This window comes from Bacillus sp. FSL R5-0659 (assembly GCF_038008785.1).
In the GTDB taxonomy this organism is placed as follows: domain Bacteria; phylum Bacillota; class Bacilli; order Bacillales; family Bacillaceae; genus Bacillus; species Bacillus safensis.
The window spans coordinates 2803657-2826984 of record NZ_JBBOZU010000001.1; the positions used below are offsets into that span (position 1 = coordinate 2803657).

The window sequence follows — 23328 nt, forward strand, 5'->3', positions numbered from 1 at the left end:
CCAACTGTCAGTTGTATCGAAAGAATTATTTTTTCTCATCTTTTTTTGTCTGAGAGGTTTTCTTTTTCGCTTCAGATTCTTTCTCTTTTTTCTCTTGATCAGCTTTTGACTGCTCTTTTTGTTCAGCTGTTTCATCTGTTTGGCTTGCGCCCGAGGAGTCACTTGTGTTTGTCTCGGTTGTTTCTTTTTCTTCATATTTCGCCATTTCTTTAATGATTGGATCCAGTTGTTTTTGTTTTTCTTCAGCAGAAAGGCTGTCATCGTTTTGAATTTCATTGCGGTAGGCGACGAGTGCCGTGAATATGTACCTGTCGTCTCCAAGCACCCGTGCAATATCAAGTGCTTCCTTGCTATTGCCTTGTCCAATATGAATCCAGAATAGGAAGTATTGCGGATCTGTCTGTAATGTGTACGTTTCTGTGATTTCTTTTTTATGCTGATCAAGTAAGAGGCTGCCTTGATTCGTTTGTACATACGAAATGGCCAGTTCATATTGAAGAGAGACTGGCATTTTATTGGCTGGATACTTCTCTAACGTATCCACCACTTGACTGTACTGCTTGTTGAGATAATATTTGTTTGCCTCGACGTATGCCTCTTGTTTTGGCATGGCAAAAAAGAAGGTGTAAATGGTGTACACCAATGCAGGGATTAACAGAACAAGCAGACCTAGTCCGATGTATCGCTCTATCTTCCATTTCTTTTTAGGGATGGTTAATAGCGTTTTTTCTTTCGTATCGATTGCTTTGATCTTTTGCTCAATCAAAGCTGACAATTCTTCCAGCGACTTCGTTTCACTAATTTCTTTTGCCAGCTCAGATAATTTCAACGTTTCATTGTAAGCCACATATTCTTGAAATTGATATTCATGGTCAACCACTCGAAGAACGACGGCCTTGACCTCTTTTAACAGGCGATGCTCATCAGTTTCATATGGCGGGATGCTTTCTTTGACTCCATAATGCAAAAACGCAGGAGCTAAGCCTTGATGAAAAACAATGTTTTCAGGAGAAACAATAGGATGCAGCCGCTTCACGTCGTGTTTAAGAACTGCATCGACAAGCTGGTATGAAAAAATCCATTTGCTTTTTTCATCCTTTGCATGGATGAAACGAAATTCCTGATAGGCAGGAGGCGGTTGAATAGAAATGATAACCTCATCTTCAGTTAATTGAATCTCTTTCTGAAATGAAGGATTGATATCTTTGATCGGAGCCGCTTCTAAACCGTCTAAGAGTTTAATTGTCTCTTTTTGAAAAATAAAGGTATAGGTGCCTCCCTCTTTTTTCATGACTGCTTCTAATTGTTCTTCTAAATAGGAACTCTTTTTATCTGCCATTTACAAAAGTCCTTTCATAGTATTTCCAGCCTGTCTCCTGTGGTAATTCCACAGTCTGACAGCTTATATTCGCCTGAAAACACAGCTTTCTTATTGACTACTCGCACCCATCCGCCTTCCCGCTTTGGAAGCGAGATTTGTTTTGCCTGCCAGGCGATATGGATGACTTGTTTAATATGTAAATAATTTGATAGTCTCAAATCAAACACACTGCCATCATAATTTTTTAAGTCGATGGTAATATCGATATACACAAATTTCCACCTCACAAAATAGAAAGAGCGCCGGCATCCATTGACAGACTCGGCGCTGTTTCTGCTTTTCACACTTAGAAAGGAAATCCCCTTGATTAGCCGCGGATTTGGCTTGCGATGTCTTGGTCAGTGCTTTCAAGTGTATTTGCCGTTTGATCAAGCTGATTGCTGACATCTGTTAATAGATCAGACATTTTGATAAATGAAGGCTTAAGCTGTTCGTATTGATCAGCAAATGCTTCACTAGAAGCACCTTCCCACATTCCTTTTAAATCAGAGATCATTCTATTTAGACGATCAACTTGGTTTAACACTTCTTGACTTTCAACACCATATTGCTTAGCGGTCGCTCTTAGTTCTTCTGGGGTTACGCGAATAATTCCTGACATATTCCTCATTACCTCCCGTGCATAGCCGCCATATAATGGGCTAATCCACTTATTTTTTGACGTTATTATTATAAAAACAGAAATGATACACAGTCAAACAAATCTGTTTTTATTTTACAAAATGAGTCTATAGAATTACTGGTTTTTCGCTTTTTATCTAGTATTTAACAGTTTTTTGGTCATATATTCTTAATAAGTATCCACCGACTTTGGTGGACCTTTCCGCCTATTGATTTTTTACTACGTTATTATTGTACTATTTCTTTTTCATCGTGCTTCAACATCCACTTGCTTGCTTCTCACACTTTTTGTTTTTTTAAGTTTATGGCAGTTTTTTGTTGATTTACGTACCTCATTCTCTTCATAATGTAAGTACGTGAAATATTCGAAAAAGCAGGGGTTTTTTATGACAAAAAAGACAGATCCGTTTAAGTATAGTCTTGATCGTTTAGAGGATGTGGCAGACCAAATAAGTGATGTGCTCAATTGCCCTATTACTATAGAAGATACTCATCATCGATTATTGGCATATAGCACACACAATGATTTTACTGATCCCGCCAGAACTTCAACCATTATCTCCCGCCGGGTACCAGAAAAAGTCATCAATCGGCTTTGGAAGGACGGCATCATTCCTACACTCCTTAAAACAGACGAACCGCTTCGTGTCCCTCAAATTGCAGAGGTGGGTTTATCTAGCAGGGTCGCCATTTCCATTTGGAAGGACAAAGAAGTGCTCGGATTTATTTGGGCGATTGAATCTACGCAGCCATTTTCAGAAGAAGAAATGGACCTTCTCAAAATGGCAGCACATACCGTGAAAAACAAATTACTCAATTTACAAATTCGAAAAACGAAAACAGAGGAACGCAATCAGGAGCTTTTCTGGAAAATGCTCACGGGTCATATTCATGAAAAGGATGAGATGCTTGACCTTTTTTTAAGACTTGGCATCAGATGTCCAGACACATATGCCATCATCATCTTCCGTCTTCGTGACGAACTCACAGAGGAGACAGAAAAAAAGCTGTCCTATCTGCTTGAAACAACACAGCAAGTACAGGTATTGTTAACGACTGTTGATTTTCACGAATTCATTATTCTTGTCTCACCAAAAACAGAACATCCGCTTCAAGATATTAAACAATTCACAAGCGGCATGCTGCAGCAGCTTGCGGACCGGTATCATATTCAGCATGTTCAGGCAGCAATTGGAGGAATTTACGATAACATCTCTCAAATTCAGCCTTCCTATAAAGAAGCACTGGCTGTATTAAAAACGAAAGAACGCTTTCCAGTTGAAACAGAACGTTTAAACAGCTTTTCTGAACTAGGCATTTATCAATACCTTGATGTGCTTGCTGAGAAGCGAAAGGGCTCTTCTTACTCCAGTTACTCTTTATCGAAGCTGGAGGATTACGACCTGAGGCATCATTCCAACCTTGTCGAAACACTTGAACGGTTTATTGACTGTGACAGCAATGCCAATATTGCCGCAAAGCAATTAAATATCCACATCAATACCTTAAATTATCGATTAAAACGGATTACAGACATCGCAGAAATTGATTTAAAAAACATGAATGAGAAAATGACCATATACCTTGATATGAAGCTAAAAAACGTCCATTTGTGAAATTTCACAAAGAGGCGTTTTTTTATTTTTTATTTCAACCGAAGAATTTTCTAAACTTTCAGGATACACTAGACATACAATATCAATAGATAAGCATAGGAGGAATAAACATGATCATCGGCATTCCGAAAGAAATTAAGAACAATGAAAACCGAGTGGCATTAACACCAGGAGCAGCTTCTCAATTGCTTTCAGCTGGACATCAGATTTTAATTGAAACAAACGCTGGTTTTGGAAGCGGATTCACTGATGACGATTATGTATCTGTTGGTGCAGAGATTCTTGATCAGGCGAAAGATGTATGGGCATCTTCTGATATGATCATGAAAGTAAAAGAACCATTACCTGAGGAATATCCTTATTTCAGAGAAGGACTCATCTTATTTACGTACCTGCATCTAGCCGCAGAGCCCTCCTTGGCTGAAGCATTAAAACAAAAAGGCGTTACAGCCATTGCTTATGAAACCGTAACGGACGGAAAATCACTCCCTCTTCTCACACCTATGTCTGAAGTAGCAGGCAGAATGGCCGCTCAAATTGGTGCACAATTTTTAGAAAAGCCAAAAGGCGGAAAGGGTATTTTACTTGCAGGTGTACCAGGGGTATCAAGAGGAAAGGTCACCATTATTGGCGGCGGAGTTGTTGGAACAAACGCAGCGAAAATGGCAATCGGACTTGGCGCAGATGTCACCCTGATTGATGTAAATGCAGAACGCCTGCGTCAGCTGGACGACCAATTTGGCCATCAAATGAAAACGTTAATGTCCAACCCTGTCAACATTGCAGATTCAGTCAGTGAAGCAGATCTTCTCATTTGTGCTGTGCTGATTCCTGGTGCCAAAGCACCGACACTTGTGACAGAAGAAATGGTGAAACAAATGAAACCTGGTTCTGTCATTGTAGATGTAGCGATTGATCAAGGCGGCATTGTCGAAACCATTGATCATATCACAACCCATGACCAGCCTACTTATGAAAAACACGGCATATTGCATTATGCTGTCGCCAACATGCCAGGTGCGGTTCCGCGGACATCAACTGTTGCGTTAACGAATGTCACTGTTCCATATGCACTGCAAATTGCGAATAAAGGCGCTGCAAAAGCTATTAGAGAAAACAAAGCCATCGCAGAAGGTGTCAATGTCATGAACGGACATATCACGTACGAAGCGGTTGCTCGTGATCTCGGCTATGATTACGTACCTGTCAGCAAAGCCATCGATGCCACTTTTATGACCGAAGCTTAATCTACTCCCCGCCCTCTTGATGGGCGGGTTTTATTGTTAACCTTAAATAAAAAAAAGTTGACAAATTTTCTTCTTCCCCTTAATCTATTTGTACAGATAAGACAGGGGGAAACATCATGCAAAAGAAGACACGAACTGCTGACTTTGTGCTAGTCGGAATGTTTGCTGCACTCATGGCTATCGGGGCCAATATTACATCCATTGTGCCGTTTTTACAGGTCGGCGGAATTCCACTTACGATGCAGCCGTTTTTTTGTGTGCTTGCCGGTCTCTTACTCGGCAGACGGCTCGGGGCATTAGCTATGATTGTCTATGCCTTGGTTGGAATTGCTGGTGCACCAGTATTTGCTCAGTTCTCTGCGGGCTTTGGGGTCATTTTAGGCAAAAGCGGCGGCTTTGTATTATCATACATCCCTGCTGCCTGGCTTGCCGGATTCATTCTGGAAAAAAGAAAAAGCCCTGGCTTTGGCCGATTTTTGCTTGCAGCCATTGCTGGTACGACCGTGATGTATGTGATTGGAACGACCTATACATACCTCGCATTAAATGTATGGCTCAATGCACCGATTTCCTATCAAACCACATGGTTCTTTATGATCTGGTTTATGGTAAAAGACTATGCATTGACTATATTACTTGCGATGCTGGCACCTAAAATTTATCGCTCTGTATCCAAAGCCACATCCTTTCGAAAACAAGAAGCTGTATCATAGAAAAAAGAGCCTGTCATCATTCAGGCTCTTTTTTCATCATTACTCAGCGTATTGATCTATGATTTGTTCTAGCATTCCTTCAAGCACTTCTACATTTTCAAGATCTGATGGACTGAAGCGGTAGCGCGCAAGCTGTTCTCCTTCATTATACATCTCTTCGAGCCATCCTCTCAGGCCTCTTGCTCTGCGGTCGACTTCAAAAACAATGTCTAAGCCGCCTTCATCTATCAGAAAAATCAGCTCTAGCTCATCAAGCATATAGCGATAGTAGTCTGATGTCGGAATGAACTCGAATTCTTGGACGAATGGCAGGCGCCGCTGAAAGTAAGGTGCTTGCTCACAGTCTGCTTCATTTAGGTGGAAGCCAAGATTTCTAGTGGCCTCCAGTACATTTCTCACCCAAGGGTGTGCTTCAACGAAAATGCGGTCATAGTCAGATTTATCGATTCCGCCTTGGATATCAAGGTCTGTCATTACTGCAATTTCTACTTTTCCGATCGTCATCGGGGTATCGATAGGAAGAATAAATGAAAACGGAAATTCATGCTTTTCTCCAGGCTGGATGGTAAAAGAATCCGTCACCCGTAAAGTAAAGATATTCGCATATTTTCTTTGCTCTTCATCATCTTTCACAATCACATACTGTGTTTGAATCTTGACATTGATATAGCGGATGTCCTGAGCAATTTTCCCGCCCTTTACATGGACAGTTCCCTTTACTTCTTGTCCTGGATAATAAGCGTTTTTCTCTAAAATGGTATCTACTTTTGCTGCACCAATCCCAGCACTTGCCGCTAGCTTTTTAAAAAATGACATATCCCATCTTCCCCTTTTCATTTTTATCAGCATATATACGTAAGATAGAGGAAGAAAGATTCATTTAATTCATACTTTTGTCCTAATTATTTTTTCATCTACGAACAACAAAAAAGCTTATAGAAAAAACATCATCGTTTTCTCTACAAGCTTTTCATTTTACAGAATAATCGCCGCCAGCCAGCCGAACAGAACAAGCGGAATATTATAATAGATAAAAGTCGGGACACAAGTTCCCCAAATGTGGTGATGCTGTCCATCCATATTCAATCCAGATGTTGGTCCAAGCGTACTGTCACTTGCAGGTGAACCTGCATCTCCAACAGCCGCAGCAGAGCCAATAATGGCAATGGTGGCCATTGGACTAAATCCTAAGTGTAAGCAAAGTGGAACAAAGATGGTTGTAATAATCGGAATCGTTGCAAATGATGATCCGATCCCCATTGTCACAAGCAGGCCGACAAGCAGCATTAAAATCGCTGCAAGGCTCTGGCTGTTGCCGATAAATTGGGAAGATGCTTTGACAAGAGATTCAATGTCTCCTGTTTTTGTTAAAACGTTGGCAAACCCAGCGGCAACAAGCATAACAAAACCGATAAATGCCATCATATTCATTCCAGATGTAATGAGTTCATCTGCTTCATCGCGTTTCATCATTCCAGTCACAAACAAGACAAGCAGTCCTGCGAGTGCACCGAAGATCATTCCTTCCACACCAAGGCTTTGCGATAGATAAAGCTGGACAATCAACGAAACGAGAATAGCAAGACCGGCAAAGAATAAGCTTTTTTTCGTATAAGCCGATTTCTCTACATCTGTAATTTCACGATTCTCATATACCTTCGGCTTTCGATATACAAAAATGGAAACAATCAAGCCAAGAACCATTCCTGCTACAGGAATCAGCATCGCATACGGAATATCTGCAAGGTTTACGGTCAGACCCGCTTCCTTCATATTGTCACGAAGCATTCCGTGGAAAATCTGTCCAAAACCGACTGGAAGTAATATATATGGTGCAGTGAGTCCGAAGGTAATGACACACGCTAGCAGTCTGCGGTCAATCTGAAGCTCGTTAAACACCTTTAATAACGGCGGAATGAGGACTGGGATAAAGGCAATGTGAACAGGAACGACGTTCTGTGAAAAACAGGACACGATCAAAATGACAAGAACGATGAGCACTTTTGATAGTGTTTTCCGTCTTGAATCGCCTTCTTTTCCTAGAAGCTTCACTGCTCCTTCAACCATGGCATCTGGAAGACCTGTTTTCGTCAGCGCCGCAGCAAATGCCCCTAATAACGCATAACTAATCGCCACGGTTGCATTTCCTCCGAGTCCATCCGTAAAGGCGTCCACTGTTCCTCCCAAGCCTAATCCACCTGCAAGTCCGCCAGCTAAAGCGCCTATTGCTAGCGCAATCACGACATTGACCCGCAGCAAGCTTAATATCAACATTAAAACAACCGCTAAAACAACTGCATTCATGGTGAAACCCCCGAAATCCTTTAGTTTACTAATGTAGTAGATAATTAAAGTACCAACGTATGTTACCATAGAAAAAAAACTTCGTCAAATGGCGTATGTCCTACATAAAAAAAGCTCTGCCATCCGGCAGAGCCTTATCCCTTATTTTGTTCCTTCAAATCGTTCCACAAATGTAGCAAGTGATCTTACCATCACACCTGTTGCCCCTGTTGGCCCAAAGCATGAAGGTTTTTCTGTTGTTGCAGTTCCTGCAATATCTAAGTGAACCCAAGGCGTATCCTCTGCGAATTCACCAATGAAAGCCCCTGCCATGATCGCATGACCATCACGGCCTGGTGAGTTATTGAGATCAGCCATTTTGCTGTTTCGTACTCGTTTCTTATCTTTTTCCGTGATTGGCAGCTGCCAGATCATTTCACCGCATTCTTCTGATGCTTCTTTAAACTGAGCGTACAGCTCATCGTTATTGGTCATTACGCCTGTTGTCTCATTTCCAAGCGCCACAATGACACCGCCTGTTAATGTGGCCACATCTACAAGGACAGAGGCACCGTGCTGCTTCGCATATGTCACCCCATCTGCTAAAACAAGACGGCCTTCTGCATCTGTATTGAGCACTTCGATTGTTTTCCCGCTTAGTGACACAATGACGTCATCCGGCTTCATAGCGTCTGCGGAAATCATATTATCCGTTGAGGCGATGACCGCAATGACATTTTGCTCTGGGCGAAGTTCTCCGATGATTTCCATTGCGCCTAAAACAGAGGCTGAGCCGCCCATATCTGTTTTCATGCCAACCATACTCGCTCTTGGCTTTAAAGAGTAGCCGCCGGTATCATACGTGATGCCTTTACCAACAAGGCCGATGACGTCTGTCCATTCTTCCTTGCCTTGGTATTTCAGCACGATGAGTTTTGGCGGTTCGGTTGAGCCTCTATTGACGGCTAAAATACCGCCCATTCCGAGCTCTTCCATTTGTTCTTTATCTAAAATTTCAATCTCAAATTCATATTTATATGCAAGCTCTGCCGCATACGAAGCGAGATCAGAGGATGTGAGCATGTTCGGCGGCATATTCACAAGGGTACGGGCCGAATTGACTGACTGTCCGTACACTTCGCCGACTTTCAGACTCGCCTGAATTTCAGCTTGATCATGCTCCGTCGTTGCATAAACAAACTCGATAAAGCGATCTGGTTCATTTGTTTTATGTTTAAAATCCTGTAATTCATATGTAGCTAAAAGGCAGCTTTCAGACAGGGCATGGGCTGCATCTTGAGCAGGCAGATCCTTTCCAATAAACGTATCCAGCAAGACAGAAACCGCTTGCTTTTTATCTTGATGAAGCTTTTTAAATAAATGGGCAAACACTTCTTTTGCCTCTTCAAACGTGTAATCTGATTCCTTCCCAAGCCCGACAAAATAAATGCGTTTGATGCCTGTTTCAGGGGATGGGAAAAACTTCGAAAGCTGATTTCGTTTGGATGAAATATCGCCTTCTTTTAATAATTCAGTGATTCTTCCTTCAAGTAATTCATCCATTTCTTTTGCTTTTCCTGATAATTGGCTCTTTTGAAAAAGTCCGATCGCCAGTGTATCTTTATGCTGCAATTCATTTGTCGAGAAAAACATATTTATCACACGCTCCTTAATGAACTCCATTTTTCACATTGGAACTTCTATTATATCAAAATTTGCGTGCCTATACGATCATTGCCAGTCTGTCTTTACTTGATGAACATTTATATTTTCACACGTGGAAGGGCATCATGAAAAAGCGCCGAAAACCTAAGCAGCCTGTCCGTGTTCTCCTCGTTCCACATCTAGTTTCTTTAATGTTATAATGAACATGGACTTGGCAGCATTTTTTACTGCTATCATTTTTTCATCATACTAGGATTTTTAGTTCATCATTTCGCACGATATTTTTTCTTAAAGAGAGGATGTTTCTTGTTCATGAGCGTACTGACGAATTTTCCGCTGCTTGCCAGCCTAGCAGCCATCTTTTTTGCACAATTTGTAAAAGTACCGATTCAATTTATTATTTCTAGACGACTAGATTGGTCGCTCATTACAAGCACAGGCGGAATGCCAAGTTCACACTCCGCAGCAGTAACAGCACTCTCCACAGCAGTGGCTTTAGAGCACGGGCTAGATACATCTATCTTTGCCATTTCCGCCATCTTTGCCATTATTACTATGTTTGATGCGACAGGCGTTCGCAGACAGGCAGGAGAACAGGCGACTGTTCTCAACAAGCTCGTAACAGATTTTAACCGATTTGTTTCCGAAGCAAAGAATTTCCCAAATGCGGAAGAAAAAGAAAAGCAAAAGAAATTAAAAGAGCTTCTTGGTCATAAGCCGATTGAAGTCTTCTTCGGCGGTTTAACAGGGATCTTGCTGACACTCATCTTAGATTATTACTTCATGTAGAAGCGAAAAAGCTTTGGACCTTAAATGGCCCAAAGCTTTTTTATTCTTTATTGGCTTGAAACTGCTGACGGAATACTTGCATCGATTCTGCTTCATTGAGCTGATTTAAGTCTTTTTCCGTTAACGTCCCTTCACCCTTTTTGATGATATACACATCGAGCACTTTTTTACCCCATTCTCTATACACATCATCAACGGTTTCATAGTATAAATCAAGCTTATGACCTTTAATCGCTTTCCCGGTATCTGCAACGACACCGTAGCCATAGTTTGGGATAAACAGCACCGTTCCAATCGGAAAAACGGATGGGTCGGCTGCCACTGTTGAATATAAATCACGTTTCACTTTGACGCCTGAATATGTAATGCCATATGCATGATGTTCCTTCGTTTTGCCTGTTGATTCCACACCTGCTGTATAGCCGGTTGCCACAACCTTCTGCTTCGGGTAATCGTTCCAATTAAACGCCTCTTCGAGAGAAACAGATCGCATGTCTTCACTTTTGAGTGCCATCGTTTCCCTTTTTGGCTGCTGAAAAAAAGAAGATACTTGCTTGCCCGCATCGGTCTCTTTCACCCACGCAGCTAAATCACTTGGTTCGACTCCAGATATGCCCGTAAAGCTTGTCAAAAGTGCAATCATGAATAGCGCTGTCATGAACAATCGTTTCATCCATGTTTTCATCTCTATTTGTCACTCCTCTACCCATCTATTTGTTTCCAAACAAAATGGAAACTATGCAAAGGAGAAACAAAAAAACCCACTTGCGTGTCCACAAGTGAGTTAAAACATTTGATACCCTCTTTTTCGAAGTGCATTAATGACAAAACCTGATGCAATCGCACCAATCAGGCCGCTTAATAAGATGATGATATCTGCCGCAGCGAGTGAGACGATCCGGTCTCCTATTCCTGAAAAAGCAGTGCCAGGCTCTCTTACATAAGCGATCATCTTTTGATTGTTAATAATGAAAAGGCATACAATTGGATATAAAATAGCCATAATCCATGACATTCTCAGCAGCATATTGAGCAAAAAACCAATGCCAAAGAATAACACGAAAAATAAAATAACTGAAATGATAACGACTGGTAAACTGATCACTTCATCTCCACCCCCAAATATCCCATCATTAGTTTAACTTGGAAATAGAGATGAAGTCAATCAATGGAAAAAGCAGAACGATTAACGCTTCTTTCCTGTCCCTTTACATTCCTCACACGTTTCAGATCCGCCGAGCAATAGCTGAAAATACCCTTTTCCTGAACAATATTGACAGGCTGATGTTTTTTCCTTTGTTTGTGCATTCATATTGCTCACTCCTTAATCTAAATTTTCTGATAATTCATCATAACATATTTTTCTGTCCAGTACCAAGTGAGAAAATATTCCGTCAAACATGAAAAAACGTGTACCACAGGGATACACGTTTTTGTCTATATCGGTTTAGAAGAACTTGAATTTTCCTTTTTTCAGAACAAGTCCTGGTCCGCCAACCATGAATAATGAACGGTTGTCGATGATTTTTTTCATTGCAGAAGCTTTTGTTCCTTGAAGTTTTTTACCAAACGCAACACCTACAGCGTCGTGTTCACCAAGAGAAGCAACTGTTCCTTTGATGTCTGGCTTAAAGCTTTCAAGAGAACCGCCTTTTACTAGTGCTGCAAGGTTTTTCGCTACTGTTTCACCTTGCTGCATAGCGATTTGTGCAGTTGGTGGGTATGGACGGTTGATTTCTTCATTGATAATCAATGAACAGTCACCAATGATGAAGACATCATCATTTTCTGGTACACGAAGATCTGGAGAAACTTTTACGCGGCCGCGCATGTTTTCAAAACCAGCTTCTTCAACGATTGGGTTACCGCGTACACCTGCAGCCCAAACAACAGTTGCAGCTTTGATTTCTTCTGTATCATCGTCTTTTCCAACAATGATACCTTCAGGCGTACATTCTTTGATCGCTGTACCGATTTTGAACTCAACACCTTTACCTTGAAGGTAGTTCATCGCATAGTCGATCAATTCTGGATCGAATCCAGGAAGAGCTGTTGGCGCAGCTTCTACACAGATGATACGCACGTCTTTTTGATCAATGTCATACTCTTTGCAAAGCTCAGGCACACGGTTTCCAAGCTCACCAAGGAACTCAATACCTGTGAATCCAGCGCCTCCGACAACGATCGTCAAACGCTCTGGACGTTTTTCAGCATCCGTATTATACGTAGCAAATTGAAGCTCGATGTGCTCACGAAGCTGACGAGCAGAGTTGATGTTAGAGATTGAGAATGCGTATTCTTTCAGTCCTGCAATACCAAATGTTTCAGGAACAGCACCAAGTGCAACAACAAGGTAATCATAAGAAAGTTCGCCATCTGATGTCACAACTTTCTTCGCTTCCTTATCAATGCTTTCAACTGTTGCTTGTACAAAGTTGACACGGGAACTGTTAATCACATCTTTGATTTGATAACGACAGCGGTCATGATGAAGTGTACCTGCACTTGCTTCATGTAACCATGTTGTTTCGTAATGATAATTATGCTTGTTCACAAGAGTAATATCCGCATCATTTGTGCCAAGCTGTTTTGTTAATCTTGTTACAGTCATTAATCCGCCATAACCTGCACCTAATACAACGATTTTCGGTTTATTCACTGGAATCACATCCACCTTTTTTAAATTTGCTGTAAAACGGATAAAGAATTACATATCGTTATTCTCAACCGCTTTGCGGCATTTTATGAAATTTAAACAAAAAAATAAGTATGTGAAAATCTGAACTTTCACCTACATAAAACGAAAGCATTTGACCGTATCCGACAAAAATTCATAAAAAATTAATATTTAGTTCCCTTAACAATAATAGCGAGTTCTGCTCCAATTTTCAAGGCTTTAAACTGAAAATCCTTATGATAAACGGTCTTTCTCACTTTTTCCTCCTTTTCAAAGCTTCAGCATCAAAAAACGACAAGTTTTTCAAAACAAGTCAAACGACGATATGTGGTATGATATGATATAGTGATAACAATTTTCATTTGGGAGGATTAAAGGAATGCAAGAAGATTCTAAGGTATATGACATTACCGTTATCGGGGGCGGCCCAGTTGGATTGTTTACTGCGTTTTACGGAGGCATGAGACAGGCAAGTGTGAAAATCATTGAAAGCCTTCCTCAGCTCGGCGGTCAACTATCCGCTCTTTACCCTGAAAAATATATTTATGATGTGGCTGGTTTCCCAAAAATCCGCGCACAAGAATTAGTTGATAACTTAAAGGAACAAATGGATAAATTTGATCAAACCATTTGCTTAGAGCAGGCAGTTGAAACAGTTGAAAAGCAGGCAGATGGGATCTTTAAACTTGTCACAAATCAAGAGGTTCATTATTCTAAAACAATCATCATCACAGCTGGTAACGGTGCATTTCAACCGAGAAAGCTTGAATTGGATACAGCAGAATCATTTGAAGGAAGCAATCTGCACTACTTCATTAATGACCTGAACCAATTTGCCGGTAGACGCGTGGCCGTTCTTGGCGGCGGAGACTCTGCGGTGGACTGGGCACTCATGCTTGAGCCAATCGCAAAAGAAGTATCCATCATTCACCGCCGCGATAAATTCCGCGCACATGAGCACAGTGTAGAAAACTTGCACAACTCGAAGGTCAATGTGCTGACTCCATTTGTGCCAACTGAGCTCATTGGTGAAGACCGCATTGAACAGATCGTGCTCGAAGAAGTCAAAGGCGACAAAAAACAAGTGCTTGATGTGGACGATGTGATCGTCAACTTCGGTTTTGTTTCCTCCCTTGGACCAATCAAACAATGGGGCCTTGAAATCGAAAAGAACTCCATCGTAGTGAAATCTACAATGGAAACAAACATCGAAGGCTTCTATGCGGCAGGAGATATCTGCACGTATGAAGGAAAAGTCAAATTGATTGCAAGCGGATTTGGTGAAGCACCAACTGCTGTCAACAATGCGAAAGCCTACATGGACCCGAAAGCCCGTGTACAGCCTCTCCATTCCACAAGCTTATTTGAAAACAAATAAGAACGGATCAAAAAAGGAGTTCCCACTCGCGGAACTCCTTTTTCGTTTATTTAAAAACCCCAATATAGGCATTTGCCATTCCAAGTACCATTGCAGCAAGCAGCACCACAACAATCCCTGCCACAACCAAAATCACCCGATCCTTCACACGTTCCTTTTTCGGAAGCGGCTTCTCAATCCCGCAAGCTGGACACGTTTTGGAACGATACGGAATCAATTCATGACAGTTCCTGCAATTGATTTGTTCACTCAAACCTCAGCAACCTCTTTTCTCACTACAGTTTATGTTTGGTTTTCATGATACTCTTTTCGAGTGGAAATAGCCAGTTGTTCGGGCCAGCTGTAACAAAATTGAGCGATTTGTGAAGTGCGAAGATGAAAGATGCTGAGTGTTATATGATCACTTTTTGCTTGTTACTCATTATCGGTGAGACTGTTGTATTATTTGCAAAAAATTTAAGAAACATGATAATGAATTTGCAGCAAAACTGTGATAAACGCTCTTGTCATTTACAGAATTTCTTTATTTATCAATCCTTACACTTATTCTAGACCTACAACTACAGAAAAAGATGATAAGCTATTATGTAATATGGAATGTATTAAAGATACCTTTAAAACCGCATTCCACCAGAATTTTCTTATAATTTTCAACTTGATGTGAATCATAATCATTAAAATACCAAATAACTTTCTCCGTCTTTAACATAGTACATATCTCTTCTAAGTAAATTTTATCAACTTCACTAAATGAAAAACCATATGAGTAAATTCTGCTGATGTTACATTCTTCTAAGTTGGAGAAGAATTCAGAATTATCTTCAAGAGCTATTTCTGTTTTTTTTCTAAGTTGATAATAAATATCATTCAGTCCATTTTCAGAACCTATATTTTGCTGCATATAGATTTCAGTATTATCTTCTAAATTTCCATGTCCAAAATGAATTTCCTCGCCCTGTCTTCCATGTATATAGCAAATATTACTATCACAAACATCATACACTACTTCTAAAGTATCTGTATAATTAAATACTAAAAATTGATCGTTTTCTTTCAAGAGTGACTTAAAATCTTTCTTAGGGTCAGCACAATTTATTTCAATAGAATTAACCCATTCAGAGAAATATCCTTGAATTGCTGTTGCTGGCACAATTAGATTTTCAATTAGATTTTCATTTCTAGCTGCTGTTTTCCAATAGTCTATATCTCCATCTTTATCAAATATATCCTCATGATAATCATAGATTTGACTAAAATTTAAATGCCCTAATGAATTTTCTATATCTCTCCACTTAATTTCTATATCTGATATGTTACCCTCTTCTTCGTCTATAAGATAAAATAGCATTGATAAAACATCATTCTCATCATAATCAATTCCACCATCACTTAATTCAATTCCTTCAGGTATTATCAATTCATCCATAATAATATTGGGATAACTTAAAAGTAAAAATTTCTTAAAGTCATCATAAGAAGTTTTTAAATAATGAGATAAGTCAAAACCATTACCTATGATAAATAAATTAGCCATTTTTCCCCTCCAACAATCCTGTAAATCTTGAAAATCCCATAATATAGTCTCATAATAAATTCAAAGATTAAAAAGTGATTAGCATCCACAGCTTAAATTTTAGATAAGAAGTAGCAATTTTTACACATTTTCCGCCAACTATGTTCCGCTTTCAGCCATCTATTTTTATTACACTTAGGACATTGCACCTTTATCTTATTTTTTTTCCACTTTAACTCCACCTTGTCAAACTCATATTTCTCTTGAGAGTTAGAAGGATCGGGATTTTCCTTCAATAAAAAATCAGCTAAACAGGCTTTACAGTATAGATTATTATCGTGTTTTAACAACTCTATTTTAGAGAAACACCCTTTTATATCACCTTCAACTACATTACAACAATTACAAAATCTACCCTGTTTTATGTTTTCAATTAACTTTAACCTATTCTCACACCTACTTTTATTGTAATTATTAAAAAATGGAACATCAATTATTAGATACGAACAGGCATAACATACTAAATCTTTTTTAGTTTGAGGATATGAAAAGTTGTAATCACCTAAATTATTTTTATCAATAGAGTATTCCCAAAAGTCCGCTTCAACCTCTAAACTATTATTAAAATTGCATTTTGGACATTTTACATCAAATGATTTTGTTCTACATTCTTTGCATTCACATGGTTTCCCCCAATCACAATTAGGCATAATTAATTACCTTCCTCCAATTAAATTAATTTCTAAAAAAGCCTCTTGAACAGTTAGTTTTTTAAAATTAACTATCCAAGAGGCGTATACCTGCATTTTTTAAGTTTATATATTTATCAAAAACTCATCTGTATTAAATAGTGCTTATTAACACTCTTCAGGCGTACCGGTATTCGTTGCTGTTCTGAAAGAAGAACCGCACCCGCATGATGCGATGGCGTTTGGATTGTCAATCGTGAAACCGCCGCCCATTAGTGATTGTTTGAAATCAATGATGGTTCCGTTCATGATATCAAGGCTTTCGGAGTCGACAAGGACATTGATGCCGTGCTGCTCGAACTGCGTGTCTTTCTCTGAGACTTCATGGTCAAAGCCCATGCCGTATGAAAGACCGCTGCAGCCGCCGCCTTTTACGCCCACTCGCAGGAACGCATTTTCTTCTTCATGTTCTTTCATCATATCTTTAATCTGCAGTGCAGCAGCTTCTGTAATGGTTACTGGTGTACTCATGATCATCCCTCCTTTTGACTGGATGTTTCTTTTTCAATTATAAACGTGATGATGCCTTTTCTCAAATAAATGGTTTAGAGATAAAATGTCCCGTCACAAATGGTCTCCGCAGGTCCTGTCATAAGCACGTGGTCATTGTCTTTCCAGCGAATGATGAGGTCTCCGCCTGCTAAATGAACTGTCATGTCTGTTTCTTTTTTCGCCTGCCCATTCACAATTGTGGATACAGCCGCAGCACAAGCCCCTGTTCCACAAGCCTGTGTAATGCCTGAGCCTCTTTCCCACACACGAAAATGCAGCTCTGTTTCACTGACAACTTCAACAAATTCTACATTGACGCCTTCTGGAAACATATCGTGTTTTTCAATGATCGGCCCAAGTGTATGAAGAGGCGCTTTTTCAATGTCTTCTAAATAAAAAACGATGTGCGGATTTCCCATTGAAACGGCTGTTCCATTTAAATTCGCAGTGCCAAAATCAAGCGGCTCATTAATTGTTGTGCTGGCCGGTTCACCACGCATCGGCATCGCTTCTCTTTCAAAACGCGGTTTTCCCATATCTACTGTGACTAGCTGAACATGACCATCCTGAGCGTGAACGGTAGCTTCAACAAGTCCTGACAATGTCTCAATCTGGAACGTTGTGTCCGTCACAATTTGATGCTCATACACATACTTTGCAACGCAGCGCAGCCCGTTACCGCAGTTTTTGCCCTCTGAACCATCATTGTTGAAAATGCGCATCTTCACAGGTGCAACATCTGATGGGCAAATCAGGATCATCCCGTCAGAACCGATTCCTGTATAAACAGAAGAAACGCGAATCGCTATCTCTGATAGCTGCTCTTCTGGAAGCTGTTCCTTCATCTGATTAACGTAAATATAATTATTTCCTAATCCGTGCATTTTCGTGAATTGAAATGATGTCATGAGCTTCCTCCAAAAATGTTGTTTCTTTATAGTATAAAAGGAGTCGATTCAGGAGACAATCTTATCATCCCCCGTTTTTCATACATAGAAGCTCTTTGCTGCCATGGCAAAGGGCTTTTATTATGCATATGCCTCTTTTTCTCTCGTGTGATGTTTCATATTGATGATATTTTATTAGCATAACATATTGAATACGCTTTCCATTCATTCTCCTTAAAAATGGAAGGTGGAAGAGTGAAAAAAATGCACCTCATGACCCATGTGGTGCATTTAAAACATGTCGTTTTCCTCTATAAAAGCATAAATACGCTCGACTAGCTGCTCTGCATTTTCTCCTGAAACAAATTCTCCATTCACAAGTGCAAATGGGGAGTCCATACATTTGCCGCAATAGCTTAAACAGCCGTATTCCATTACGTCTAGGTTTGGGTCTTTTTCAAGCTTCTCTTTTGCTTCTTGAGACCCTTGTGCAAGATTACTTACACAAAATTCGATCAGTGGAAACACTGTGCTTCACCTCACATTGCCTTACCATCCTACCGAAATTCCTTGTATTAGTCAAAATATGAGCTTCATCTGTATCGTTACGCCTATTCCTCGTAAAATGTTTTACTATTTAGGACTAACTGATGAATATGTAGGTTATTTTGAAACAATTATTGTGGTTTCACAGTAAATTCGATATAATTTTATTTGGTATTTTAACTTAAAGTTTTTTAGTATAAGTGTTTTTCAATGTCTACGGGGAAAAGGAGAATCGTCATGAAAAATTTAGTCTTGATCGGCGGAGGTTACGGGAATATGCGGGTTCTCCACCGCTTATTGCCAAATCAATTACCTGATGATGTCACTATCACATTAATTGATCGAAATCCTTACCACTGTTTAAAAACAGAATATTATGCACTTGCTGCTGGAACGATCTCTGATCATCACATTCGAGTATCTTTTCCAGAGCATCCGAAGCTGGATATTCAATACGGGGAAGTAGAAAAAATTGATATTGAAAACAAACAGATCTTATTCAGCGACCGTGAACCGATTCCGTATGATGATACTGTGATTGGACTCGGCTGTGAGGACAAGTATCATAATGTCCCTGGTGCAAAAGAACATACATACAGCATTCAAACCATTGATCAGTCAAGACATGCGTATAACAAATTAAACAATTTGAGCGCAGGTGCAACGGTTGGCATCGTCGGTGCTGGACTTAGCGGGGTAGAGCTGGCCAGTGAACTAAGAGAAAGCCGTGCTGATTTAAACATTATTCTTTTTGACCGCGGAGAGTTGATACTATCAAGCTTCCCAAAAAGATTAAGTTTGTATGTGCAAAAGTGGTTTGAAGAAAATGACGTAAAGATCATTAACTGTGCCAATATTACAAAGGTTGAAGAAGGTGTCGTTTACAACCATGATGACGCAATTGAAGCAGATGTCATCGTGTGGACAGCAGGAATACAGCCAAGCAAAGTGGTACGAGAGATGGATGTTGAAAAAGACGCACAAGGCCGCGTCGTATTAACTCCTCATCATAATCTTCCAGGGGATGAGCATGTATATGTCGTAGGTGACTGCGCAAGTCTGCCTCATGCCCCAAGTGCACAGCTTGCTGAGGCGCAGGCAGAACAAATTGTCCAATCTCTGCAAAAACGCTGGAAAAATGAGCCGCTTCCTGAGGCTTATCCACAGTTTAAGCTAAAAGGTGTTTTAGGTTCTTTAGGGAAAAAAGCCGGCTTTGGCTTAGTGGCTGATCGTCCACTTGTTGGCCGGGTGCCAAGACTCCTGAAATCTGGACTCCTTTGGATGTACAAGCATCACAACGGCTAAAATCATGTGAATTTTTTCTCAAAGCTCCTTCGTGACGAGGGAGCTTTTTTCTATGAAACGGCATGTGCCGATGAGTTGGTCCATTTGATCGGAGCAAGGGCAAGAATGCAGTCTTTACGAAAGGTTCTCATCGTCTTCTTCGATAAACAATACGCTTGGATAAGCTGATCTGTTTGACGGTGTACAATGATTTTTCTCTTCGTGCACTCTCCATTTTTCTTCATATAAATCATCTCAATCGGTACTTGCTGATGAAGAGATTGTTTCAGTAAATAATTCATGATGCTCACGCTCCTTTCATTTCATTATAAACGAACAAACGTTCTTTTTCAACACAAAAAGGAACATTTGTTCGTTTTATTCTTCAAAAAAAGAACAGCTTATTCACTGTTCTCCTTGTACCCGTATTTCTCCATTTCTTGATAAATGTCTTTTAATTTCGGATTGCCCTCTCCAACGATTTGATCCTCTACTAAGACAAGTGGATAAAAAAATTCATCATCAAGAATTCGTTCAGACAATTCCTTTTGTTGTTCGTTTTCTGGCGGGTGCTCAATATCAATATATGTGATGCGAAATGGCTGATTCGGATATTTTCGTTTTAATGCTGCATCTAACCATTCAAATGTATCTTTTGAAGAAGGCAGATTCACGCAGCTAGCGCACAGTACATCTCTTCCATATACATAAAGATCGACAGTTTTGTTCATTTGACAAGCCCCCTATTCTTTCTTCATTTTAGCTGAATTTTCTGGATGAAAAAAGTCAAAATCACTTTTTGTTTCAAGGTGAGATTGTGCTATAATGAGAAGGAAACTTTGAAACCAATCAATAGATTTTTATCGTCCAGATGAATATAATGGTGATATGTTGTGAAAGGAGCGATTATATCTAATGACTGAAGTCGAAATGAAAGACCAAGTACAGGAAGTACTGGACAAACTTCGTCCATTTCTATTACGTGATGGTGGAGACTGTGAGCTTGTAGACATTGAAGATGGCATTGTGAAATTACGTCTTCTTGGTGCATGCGGCAGCTGCCCAAGTTCAACCATTACATTGAAAGCCGGTATTGAGCGCGCATTATTAGAAGAAGTGCCTGGCGTTGTAGAAGTTGAACAGGTTTTCTAATTCATATATGACATGAAAACGACCCAATTAGGGTCGTTTTTTTCATGATTGACAAAGGCTTTAGCCCTTTGTCTTCTTTTCAGCGTGATAAGAAAAGGACGAGTACTGGCGCGGAGCGAATTTTCTATTCGTGAGCACCAGCACGCAGGACTGATACCGAATGCGAGGGTTTGTCAGCACGCTGAAGGGTCGTTTTTTATTAGGCTAGCTTTTCTCTAAACCATTCCTTTATAAAGGTCAGTCTTTGAATGCGCTGTCCCGGGTGTCCGCTTCTGGACAAATCATGAGATGCCTTCGGGAATTTGACCAATCTTGTGTCTTTCCCAAGCTCCTTCAATGCCACAAAAAGCTGTTCTGCTTGATCAACTGGGCAGCGATAATCTTCATCGCTGTGCAGGATGAGAAGCGGCGTGTTCATCTGCTTCACATATTTTAGCGGCGAACGATCCCATAGCTTATCGACAGAATCATAAATATCCCCATCAATCTGCCACCTTGTAAAGAAATAACCGATATCACTAATGCCATAAAAGCTAATCCAGTTTGAAATGGAGCGCTGTGTGACAGCTGCGCGGAAGCGGTCGGTCTGACCGACAATCCAGTTGGTCATAAAACCGCCATAGCTCCCGCCAGTCACGCCGAGTCTTGTTTCATCAAGGAAATCATAGGCTTTGAGCACATGATCAACAGCCTGCATAACATCGTCATAATCAACGTCACCATAACTTCCTCTCACACGGTCGGTAAACATCTGTCCGTATCCATGACTTCCGTGCGGATTGATATACACGATGGCATAGCCTTCAGAAGCAAGCATTTGAAATTCATGAAAATACGTATAACCATACATCGCATGCGGTCCGCCATGAACCTCTAGAATAAGCGGATATTTCTCCCCCTCTTCCATCTTGGAAGGCTTCATAAACCAGCCATGCACCTCGTCGCCATCTTTTGACTGAAAAGAAAATGGTTCAGGTTCGGATACGACATACTCCTTTAGAAAATCATGATGCTCAAACGTGATTTGCTTCAGTTCTGTCTCCCCTAATGTCAGCTCATATAGCTCGCTTGGTGAAACAGGTGAAAGCCGGCTGAGCAGCAGTTTGGATTCATCTGGATGAAGGCTGAAATTGGTGATATGTTCCGCCTCTAGTCGAACTGGATAGGCTAAACCTTCAATAGAGAAATAATAAATCCCTGTACTGCCTTGATCAGAAACAAGCGTATAAAATCCTTGGCTGTCTTTTGTCCACTGTGGAACTTGATAGGCCTCTCCCATCACGCTATCTCCTGCCATACAGTTTCCAACATACATATCGAGCATTTCTGATAGCTGAACCGCCTTGTCTTCTTTCAGATCATACAGCCATAATGATGGGAAGGTGGCATTTTGGAATTCACGCTCATGTCCAATATACAAAAGACTCTCTCCATTTGGAGAAAAAGATACGGTGGAATAAGCGCCGTTTGCTTGTGTGATCTTTTTTGTCTGACCATCTTCTAATGACAGAAGACACACGTCACTTATGTAAGGTATCTGTGGATTTAATTGAATAAAGGCAAGCCATTTTCCACACGGGGAAACGGTATGATTCATATGATGAACCTGCTCGCTCGTGATAGGCTCTACCTCTCCTGAACGGATATCCACTTTCACGATCTGTGTGACACGCCCATCTAAAAAGCCTCTTCCATCTGCTTTATAGGTCAAATCATCATATACCGCTGGAGCAAATTCATCTTGCTCTTCCTTTTTTTCATCATGAACAGATTCTGATTGTTTCAATGACACAGCCGCATAAATGAATGCTCCGTCGGGAGAAAAGACAGGGTGAGATACTCCGTATGGAATCTTCGTTAAAGTACGCACGCCGCCTCCTTCGCTCTTTATGAGTGCGAGCTGAGGGACTTCCTTTGGCTTTTGCAAAATAAAAGCAAGCTGCCTGCCGTCCTTTGACCAAACTGGTTGATGATGCTTTCCATCCTCAAATGTCCATTGTGCCAGCTCCTCTGTCTCTTCATCTCGAACCCATAAATGGATATTGTAATCGTCCTTTTTCTCATTCACAGTGACTTTTGTAAAGACTGCCTTTTTTCCATCTGGTGAATAAACCGGATGAGAAACAGAAACAATCTTCGTTAAATCTTCTGCCGTCATCAATTTCTTCATGAATGAATCTCCCCCTTATATGCATAAAAAATAGTTCGATCCTCTAAATAATAATCCCTGCTTCTTCCCATAAAAACAAGCATAAAAAAGAACGTGCAGATTCACAGCACGTTCTCAGATTGCTGAAAAAGGGCTAAAATGATCTTTATTTTAGCTCTTTTTCTT

25 protein-coding genes and 1 pseudogene are annotated in these 23328 nt (G+C 40.4%); 7 read left to right on the plus strand and 19 right to left on the minus strand.

Translation table 11 applies throughout. From position 1 onward, the window contains the following. Positions 1-25: 25 nt before the first annotated feature. The 3 genes from essB to NSQ72_RS14515 form a co-directional block, all read right to left on the minus strand. Entirely contained in the window at positions 26-1339 is a 1314-nt protein-coding gene (gene essB, locus NSQ72_RS14505; RefSeq protein ID WP_268474715.1) for a type VII secretion protein EssB, read from the minus strand. 14 nt (positions 1340-1353) lie between these two features. Further along, on the minus strand, positions 1354-1593 hold the full coding sequence (locus NSQ72_RS14510) for an EsaB/YukD family protein (RefSeq protein ID WP_003213579.1): 240 nt from the start codon (positions 1591-1593) through the stop codon (positions 1354-1356). 95 nt (positions 1594-1688) lie between these two features. After that, positions 1689-1982 (minus strand): WXG100 family type VII secretion target, encoded by a 294-nt coding sequence (locus tag NSQ72_RS14515; protein WP_003213769.1) that lies wholly within the window; start codon positions 1980-1982, stop codon positions 1689-1691. 406 nt (positions 1983-2388) lie between these two features. On the opposite strand from NSQ72_RS14515, the gene NSQ72_RS14520 reads away from it, so the two are divergent. The 3 genes from NSQ72_RS14520 to NSQ72_RS14530 all read left to right on the plus strand — a co-directional run bounded on the left by NSQ72_RS14520 (position 2389) and on the right by NSQ72_RS14530 (position 5578). Next, positions 2389-3618 carry a PucR family transcriptional regulator gene (locus NSQ72_RS14520; RefSeq protein WP_341084376.1) on the plus strand — a complete coding sequence of 410 codons (1230 nt, stop codon included), beginning with the start codon at positions 2389-2391 and terminating at the stop codon, positions 3616-3618. A gap of 110 nt (positions 3619-3728) precedes the next feature. Next, entirely contained in the window at positions 3729-4865 is a 1137-nt protein-coding gene (gene ald / locus NSQ72_RS14525) for an alanine dehydrogenase (RefSeq protein WP_064498094.1), read from the plus strand. A 116-nt stretch (positions 4866-4981) separates the two neighbouring features. Next, complete coding sequence (locus NSQ72_RS14530) at positions 4982-5578, plus strand: biotin transporter BioY (RefSeq protein WP_058838089.1); 597 nt, start codon at positions 4982-4984, stop codon at positions 5576-5578. 39 nt (positions 5579-5617) lie between these two features. Here the strand turns inward: NSQ72_RS14530 and NSQ72_RS14535 are convergent, their stop codons facing one another. From NSQ72_RS14535 to NSQ72_RS14545, 3 genes are all read right to left on the minus strand, one after another. Beyond that, on the minus strand, positions 5618-6394 hold the full coding sequence (locus NSQ72_RS14535; protein ID WP_129192967.1) for a sporulation protein: 777 nt from the start codon (positions 6392-6394) through the stop codon (positions 5618-5620). 159 nt (positions 6395-6553) lie between these two features. Further along, positions 6554-7882 carry a Na+/H+ antiporter family protein gene (locus NSQ72_RS14540; RefSeq protein ID WP_024425962.1) on the minus strand — a complete coding sequence of 443 codons (1329 nt, stop codon included), beginning with the start codon at positions 7880-7882 and terminating at the stop codon, positions 6554-6556. 141 nt (positions 7883-8023) lie between these two features. Further along, on the minus strand, positions 8024-9514 hold the full coding sequence (locus NSQ72_RS14545; protein WP_047203324.1) for a leucyl aminopeptidase: 1491 nt from the start codon (positions 9512-9514) through the stop codon (positions 8024-8026). A 324-nt stretch (positions 9515-9838) separates the two neighbouring features. Between NSQ72_RS14545 and NSQ72_RS14550 the strand changes: the two genes are divergently transcribed. Next, on the plus strand, positions 9839-10315 hold the full coding sequence (locus NSQ72_RS14550; protein ID WP_024423347.1) for a divergent PAP2 family protein: 477 nt from the start codon (positions 9839-9841) through the stop codon (positions 10313-10315). 40 nt (positions 10316-10355) lie between these two features. Here NSQ72_RS14550 and NSQ72_RS14555 read toward each other — a convergent pair whose 3' ends face one another. From NSQ72_RS14555 to NSQ72_RS14570, 4 genes are all read right to left on the minus strand, one after another. Further along, the gene (locus NSQ72_RS14555; protein WP_039181168.1) at positions 10356-11000 is read right to left on the minus strand and encodes a 3D domain-containing protein; all 645 of its coding nucleotides are present in this window, start codon (positions 10998-11000) and stop codon (positions 10356-10358) included. 99 nt (positions 11001-11099) lie between these two features. Continuing rightward, positions 11100-11420 (minus strand): YuiB family protein, encoded by a 321-nt coding sequence (locus NSQ72_RS14560; RefSeq protein ID WP_039181171.1) that lies wholly within the window; start codon positions 11418-11420, stop codon positions 11100-11102. 81 nt (positions 11421-11501) lie between these two features. Further along, a complete protein-coding gene (locus NSQ72_RS14565; RefSeq protein ID WP_158333015.1) occupies positions 11502-11627 on the minus strand; it encodes a YuiA family protein in 126 nt (41 codons plus the stop codon). Positions 11628-11762: 135 nt separating this feature from the next. Further along, a complete protein-coding gene (locus tag NSQ72_RS14570) occupies positions 11763-12980 on the minus strand; it encodes an NAD(P)/FAD-dependent oxidoreductase (protein ID WP_024423350.1) in 1218 nt (405 codons plus the stop codon). 391 nt (positions 12981-13371) lie between these two features. Between NSQ72_RS14570 and yumC the strand changes: the two genes are divergently transcribed. Then, positions 13372-14370 carry a ferredoxin--NADP reductase 2 gene (gene yumC, locus NSQ72_RS14575; protein WP_039181175.1) on the plus strand — a complete coding sequence of 333 codons (999 nt, stop codon included), beginning with the start codon at positions 13372-13374 and terminating at the stop codon, positions 14368-14370. A 46-nt stretch (positions 14371-14416) separates the two neighbouring features. On the opposite strand, the gene NSQ72_RS14580 is transcribed toward yumC, so the two are convergent. The 6 genes from NSQ72_RS14580 to NSQ72_RS14605 all read right to left on the minus strand — a co-directional run bounded on the left by NSQ72_RS14580 (position 14417) and on the right by NSQ72_RS14605 (position 18539). Continuing rightward, the gene (locus NSQ72_RS14580) at positions 14417-14623 is read right to left on the minus strand and encodes a hypothetical protein (RefSeq protein WP_012011136.1); all 207 of its coding nucleotides are present in this window, start codon (positions 14621-14623) and stop codon (positions 14417-14419) included. A 330-nt stretch (positions 14624-14953) separates the two neighbouring features. Continuing rightward, entirely contained in the window at positions 14954-15904 is a 951-nt protein-coding gene (locus tag NSQ72_RS14585; protein WP_341084379.1) for a bacteriophage abortive infection AbiH family protein, read from the minus strand. 92 nt (positions 15905-15996) lie between these two features. Then, complete coding sequence (locus tag NSQ72_RS14590; protein WP_338592554.1) at positions 15997-16593, minus strand: hypothetical protein; 597 nt, start codon at positions 16591-16593, stop codon at positions 15997-15999. Between the two features lie 147 nt (positions 16594-16740). Next, a complete protein-coding gene (locus NSQ72_RS14595) occupies positions 16741-17103 on the minus strand; it encodes a HesB/IscA family protein (RefSeq protein ID WP_024423354.1) in 363 nt (120 codons plus the stop codon). A gap of 74 nt (positions 17104-17177) precedes the next feature. Beyond that, the gene (gene dapF / locus NSQ72_RS14600; RefSeq protein WP_341084381.1) at positions 17178-18032 is read right to left on the minus strand and encodes a diaminopimelate epimerase; all 855 of its coding nucleotides are present in this window, start codon (positions 18030-18032) and stop codon (positions 17178-17180) included. Positions 18033-18302: 270 nt separating this feature from the next. After that, on the minus strand, positions 18303-18539 hold the full coding sequence (locus tag NSQ72_RS14605) for a YuzB family protein (protein WP_008346813.1): 237 nt from the start codon (positions 18537-18539) through the stop codon (positions 18303-18305). A gap of 255 nt (positions 18540-18794) precedes the next feature. Here NSQ72_RS14605 and NSQ72_RS14610 point away from each other — a divergent pair, with 255 nt between their 5' ends. Then, positions 18795-19862: an NAD(P)/FAD-dependent oxidoreductase gene (locus tag NSQ72_RS14610; RefSeq protein ID WP_034282611.1), complete on the plus strand. Its 1068-nt coding sequence runs from the start codon at positions 18795-18797 to the stop codon at positions 19860-19862. A 50-nt stretch (positions 19863-19912) separates the two neighbouring features. Here NSQ72_RS14610 and NSQ72_RS14615 read toward each other — a convergent pair whose 3' ends face one another. Both NSQ72_RS14615 and NSQ72_RS14620 read right to left on the minus strand, forming a co-directional pair. Beyond that, complete coding sequence (locus NSQ72_RS14615) at positions 19913-20143, minus strand: hypothetical protein (protein ID WP_039181181.1); 231 nt, start codon at positions 20141-20143, stop codon at positions 19913-19915. A gap of 99 nt (positions 20144-20242) precedes the next feature. Beyond that, a complete protein-coding gene (locus tag NSQ72_RS14620; RefSeq protein WP_047203329.1) occupies positions 20243-20572 on the minus strand; it encodes a YuzD family protein in 330 nt (109 codons plus the stop codon). 121 nt (positions 20573-20693) lie between these two features. Here NSQ72_RS14620 and NSQ72_RS14625 point away from each other — a divergent pair. Next, a pseudogene (locus NSQ72_RS14625) lies at positions 20694-20993 on the plus strand (NifU family protein). Positions 20994-21192: 199 nt separating this feature from the next. Here NSQ72_RS14625 and NSQ72_RS14630 read toward each other — a convergent pair. Then, on the minus strand, positions 21193-23163 hold the full coding sequence (locus NSQ72_RS14630) for a S9 family peptidase (protein ID WP_341084385.1): 1971 nt from the start codon (positions 23161-23163) through the stop codon (positions 21193-21195). Positions 23164-23328 lie beyond the last annotated feature (165 nt).

Coding starts and splice junctions, on each gene's coding strand:
- essB (WP_268474715.1), bottom strand. CDS start 1,339: ATGGCAGATAAAAAGAGTTCCTATTTAGAAGAACAATTAGAAGCAGTC.
- NSQ72_RS14515 (WP_003213769.1), bottom strand. CDS start 1,982: ATGTCAGGAATTATTCGCGTAACCCCAGAAGAACTAAGAGCGACCGCT.
- NSQ72_RS14520 (WP_341084376.1), top strand. CDS start 2,389: ATGACAAAAAAGACAGATCCGTTTAAGTATAGTCTTGATCGTTTAGAG.
- ald (WP_064498094.1), top strand. CDS start 3,729: ATGATCATCGGCATTCCGAAAGAAATTAAGAACAATGAAAACCGAGTG.
- NSQ72_RS14530 (WP_058838089.1), top strand. CDS start 4,982: ATGCAAAAGAAGACACGAACTGCTGACTTTGTGCTAGTCGGAATGTTT.
- NSQ72_RS14535 (WP_129192967.1), bottom strand. CDS start 6,394: ATGTCATTTTTTAAAAAGCTAGCGGCAAGTGCTGGGATTGGTGCAGCA.
- NSQ72_RS14540 (WP_024425962.1), bottom strand. CDS start 7,882: ATGAATGCAGTTGTTTTAGCGGTTGTTTTAATGTTGATATTAAGCTTG.
- NSQ72_RS14545 (WP_047203324.1), bottom strand. CDS start 9,514: ATGTTTTTCTCGACAAATGAATTGCAGCATAAAGATACACTGGCGATC.
- NSQ72_RS14550 (WP_024423347.1), top strand. CDS start 9,839: ATGAGCGTACTGACGAATTTTCCGCTGCTTGCCAGCCTAGCAGCCATC.
- NSQ72_RS14555 (WP_039181168.1), bottom strand. CDS start 11,000: ATGAAAACATGGATGAAACGATTGTTCATGACAGCGCTATTCATGATT.
- NSQ72_RS14565 (WP_158333015.1), bottom strand. CDS start 11,627: ATGAATGCACAAACAAAGGAAAAAACATCAGCCTGTCAATATTGTTCA.
- yumC (WP_039181175.1), top strand. CDS start 13,372: ATGCAAGAAGATTCTAAGGTATATGACATTACCGTTATCGGGGGCGGC.
- NSQ72_RS14585 (WP_341084379.1), bottom strand. CDS start 15,904: ATGGCTAATTTATTTATCATAGGTAATGGTTTTGACTTATCTCATTAT.
- NSQ72_RS14590 (WP_338592554.1), bottom strand. CDS start 16,593: ATGCCTAATTGTGATTGGGGGAAACCATGTGAATGCAAAGAATGTAGA.
- NSQ72_RS14595 (WP_024423354.1), bottom strand. CDS start 17,103: ATGAGTACACCAGTAACCATTACAGAAGCTGCTGCACTGCAGATTAAA.
- dapF (WP_341084381.1), bottom strand. CDS start 18,032: ATGACATCATTTCAATTCACGAAAATGCACGGATTAGGAAATAATTAT.
- NSQ72_RS14610 (WP_034282611.1), top strand. CDS start 18,795: ATGAAAAATTTAGTCTTGATCGGCGGAGGTTACGGGAATATGCGGGTT.
- NSQ72_RS14615 (WP_039181181.1), bottom strand. CDS start 20,143: ATGAATTATTTACTGAAACAATCTCTTCATCAGCAAGTACCGATTGAG.
- NSQ72_RS14620 (WP_047203329.1), bottom strand. CDS start 20,572: ATGAACAAAACTGTCGATCTTTATGTATATGGAAGAGATGTACTGTGC.
- NSQ72_RS14630 (WP_341084385.1), bottom strand. CDS start 23,163: ATGAAGAAATTGATGACGGCAGAAGATTTAACGAAGATTGTTTCTGTT.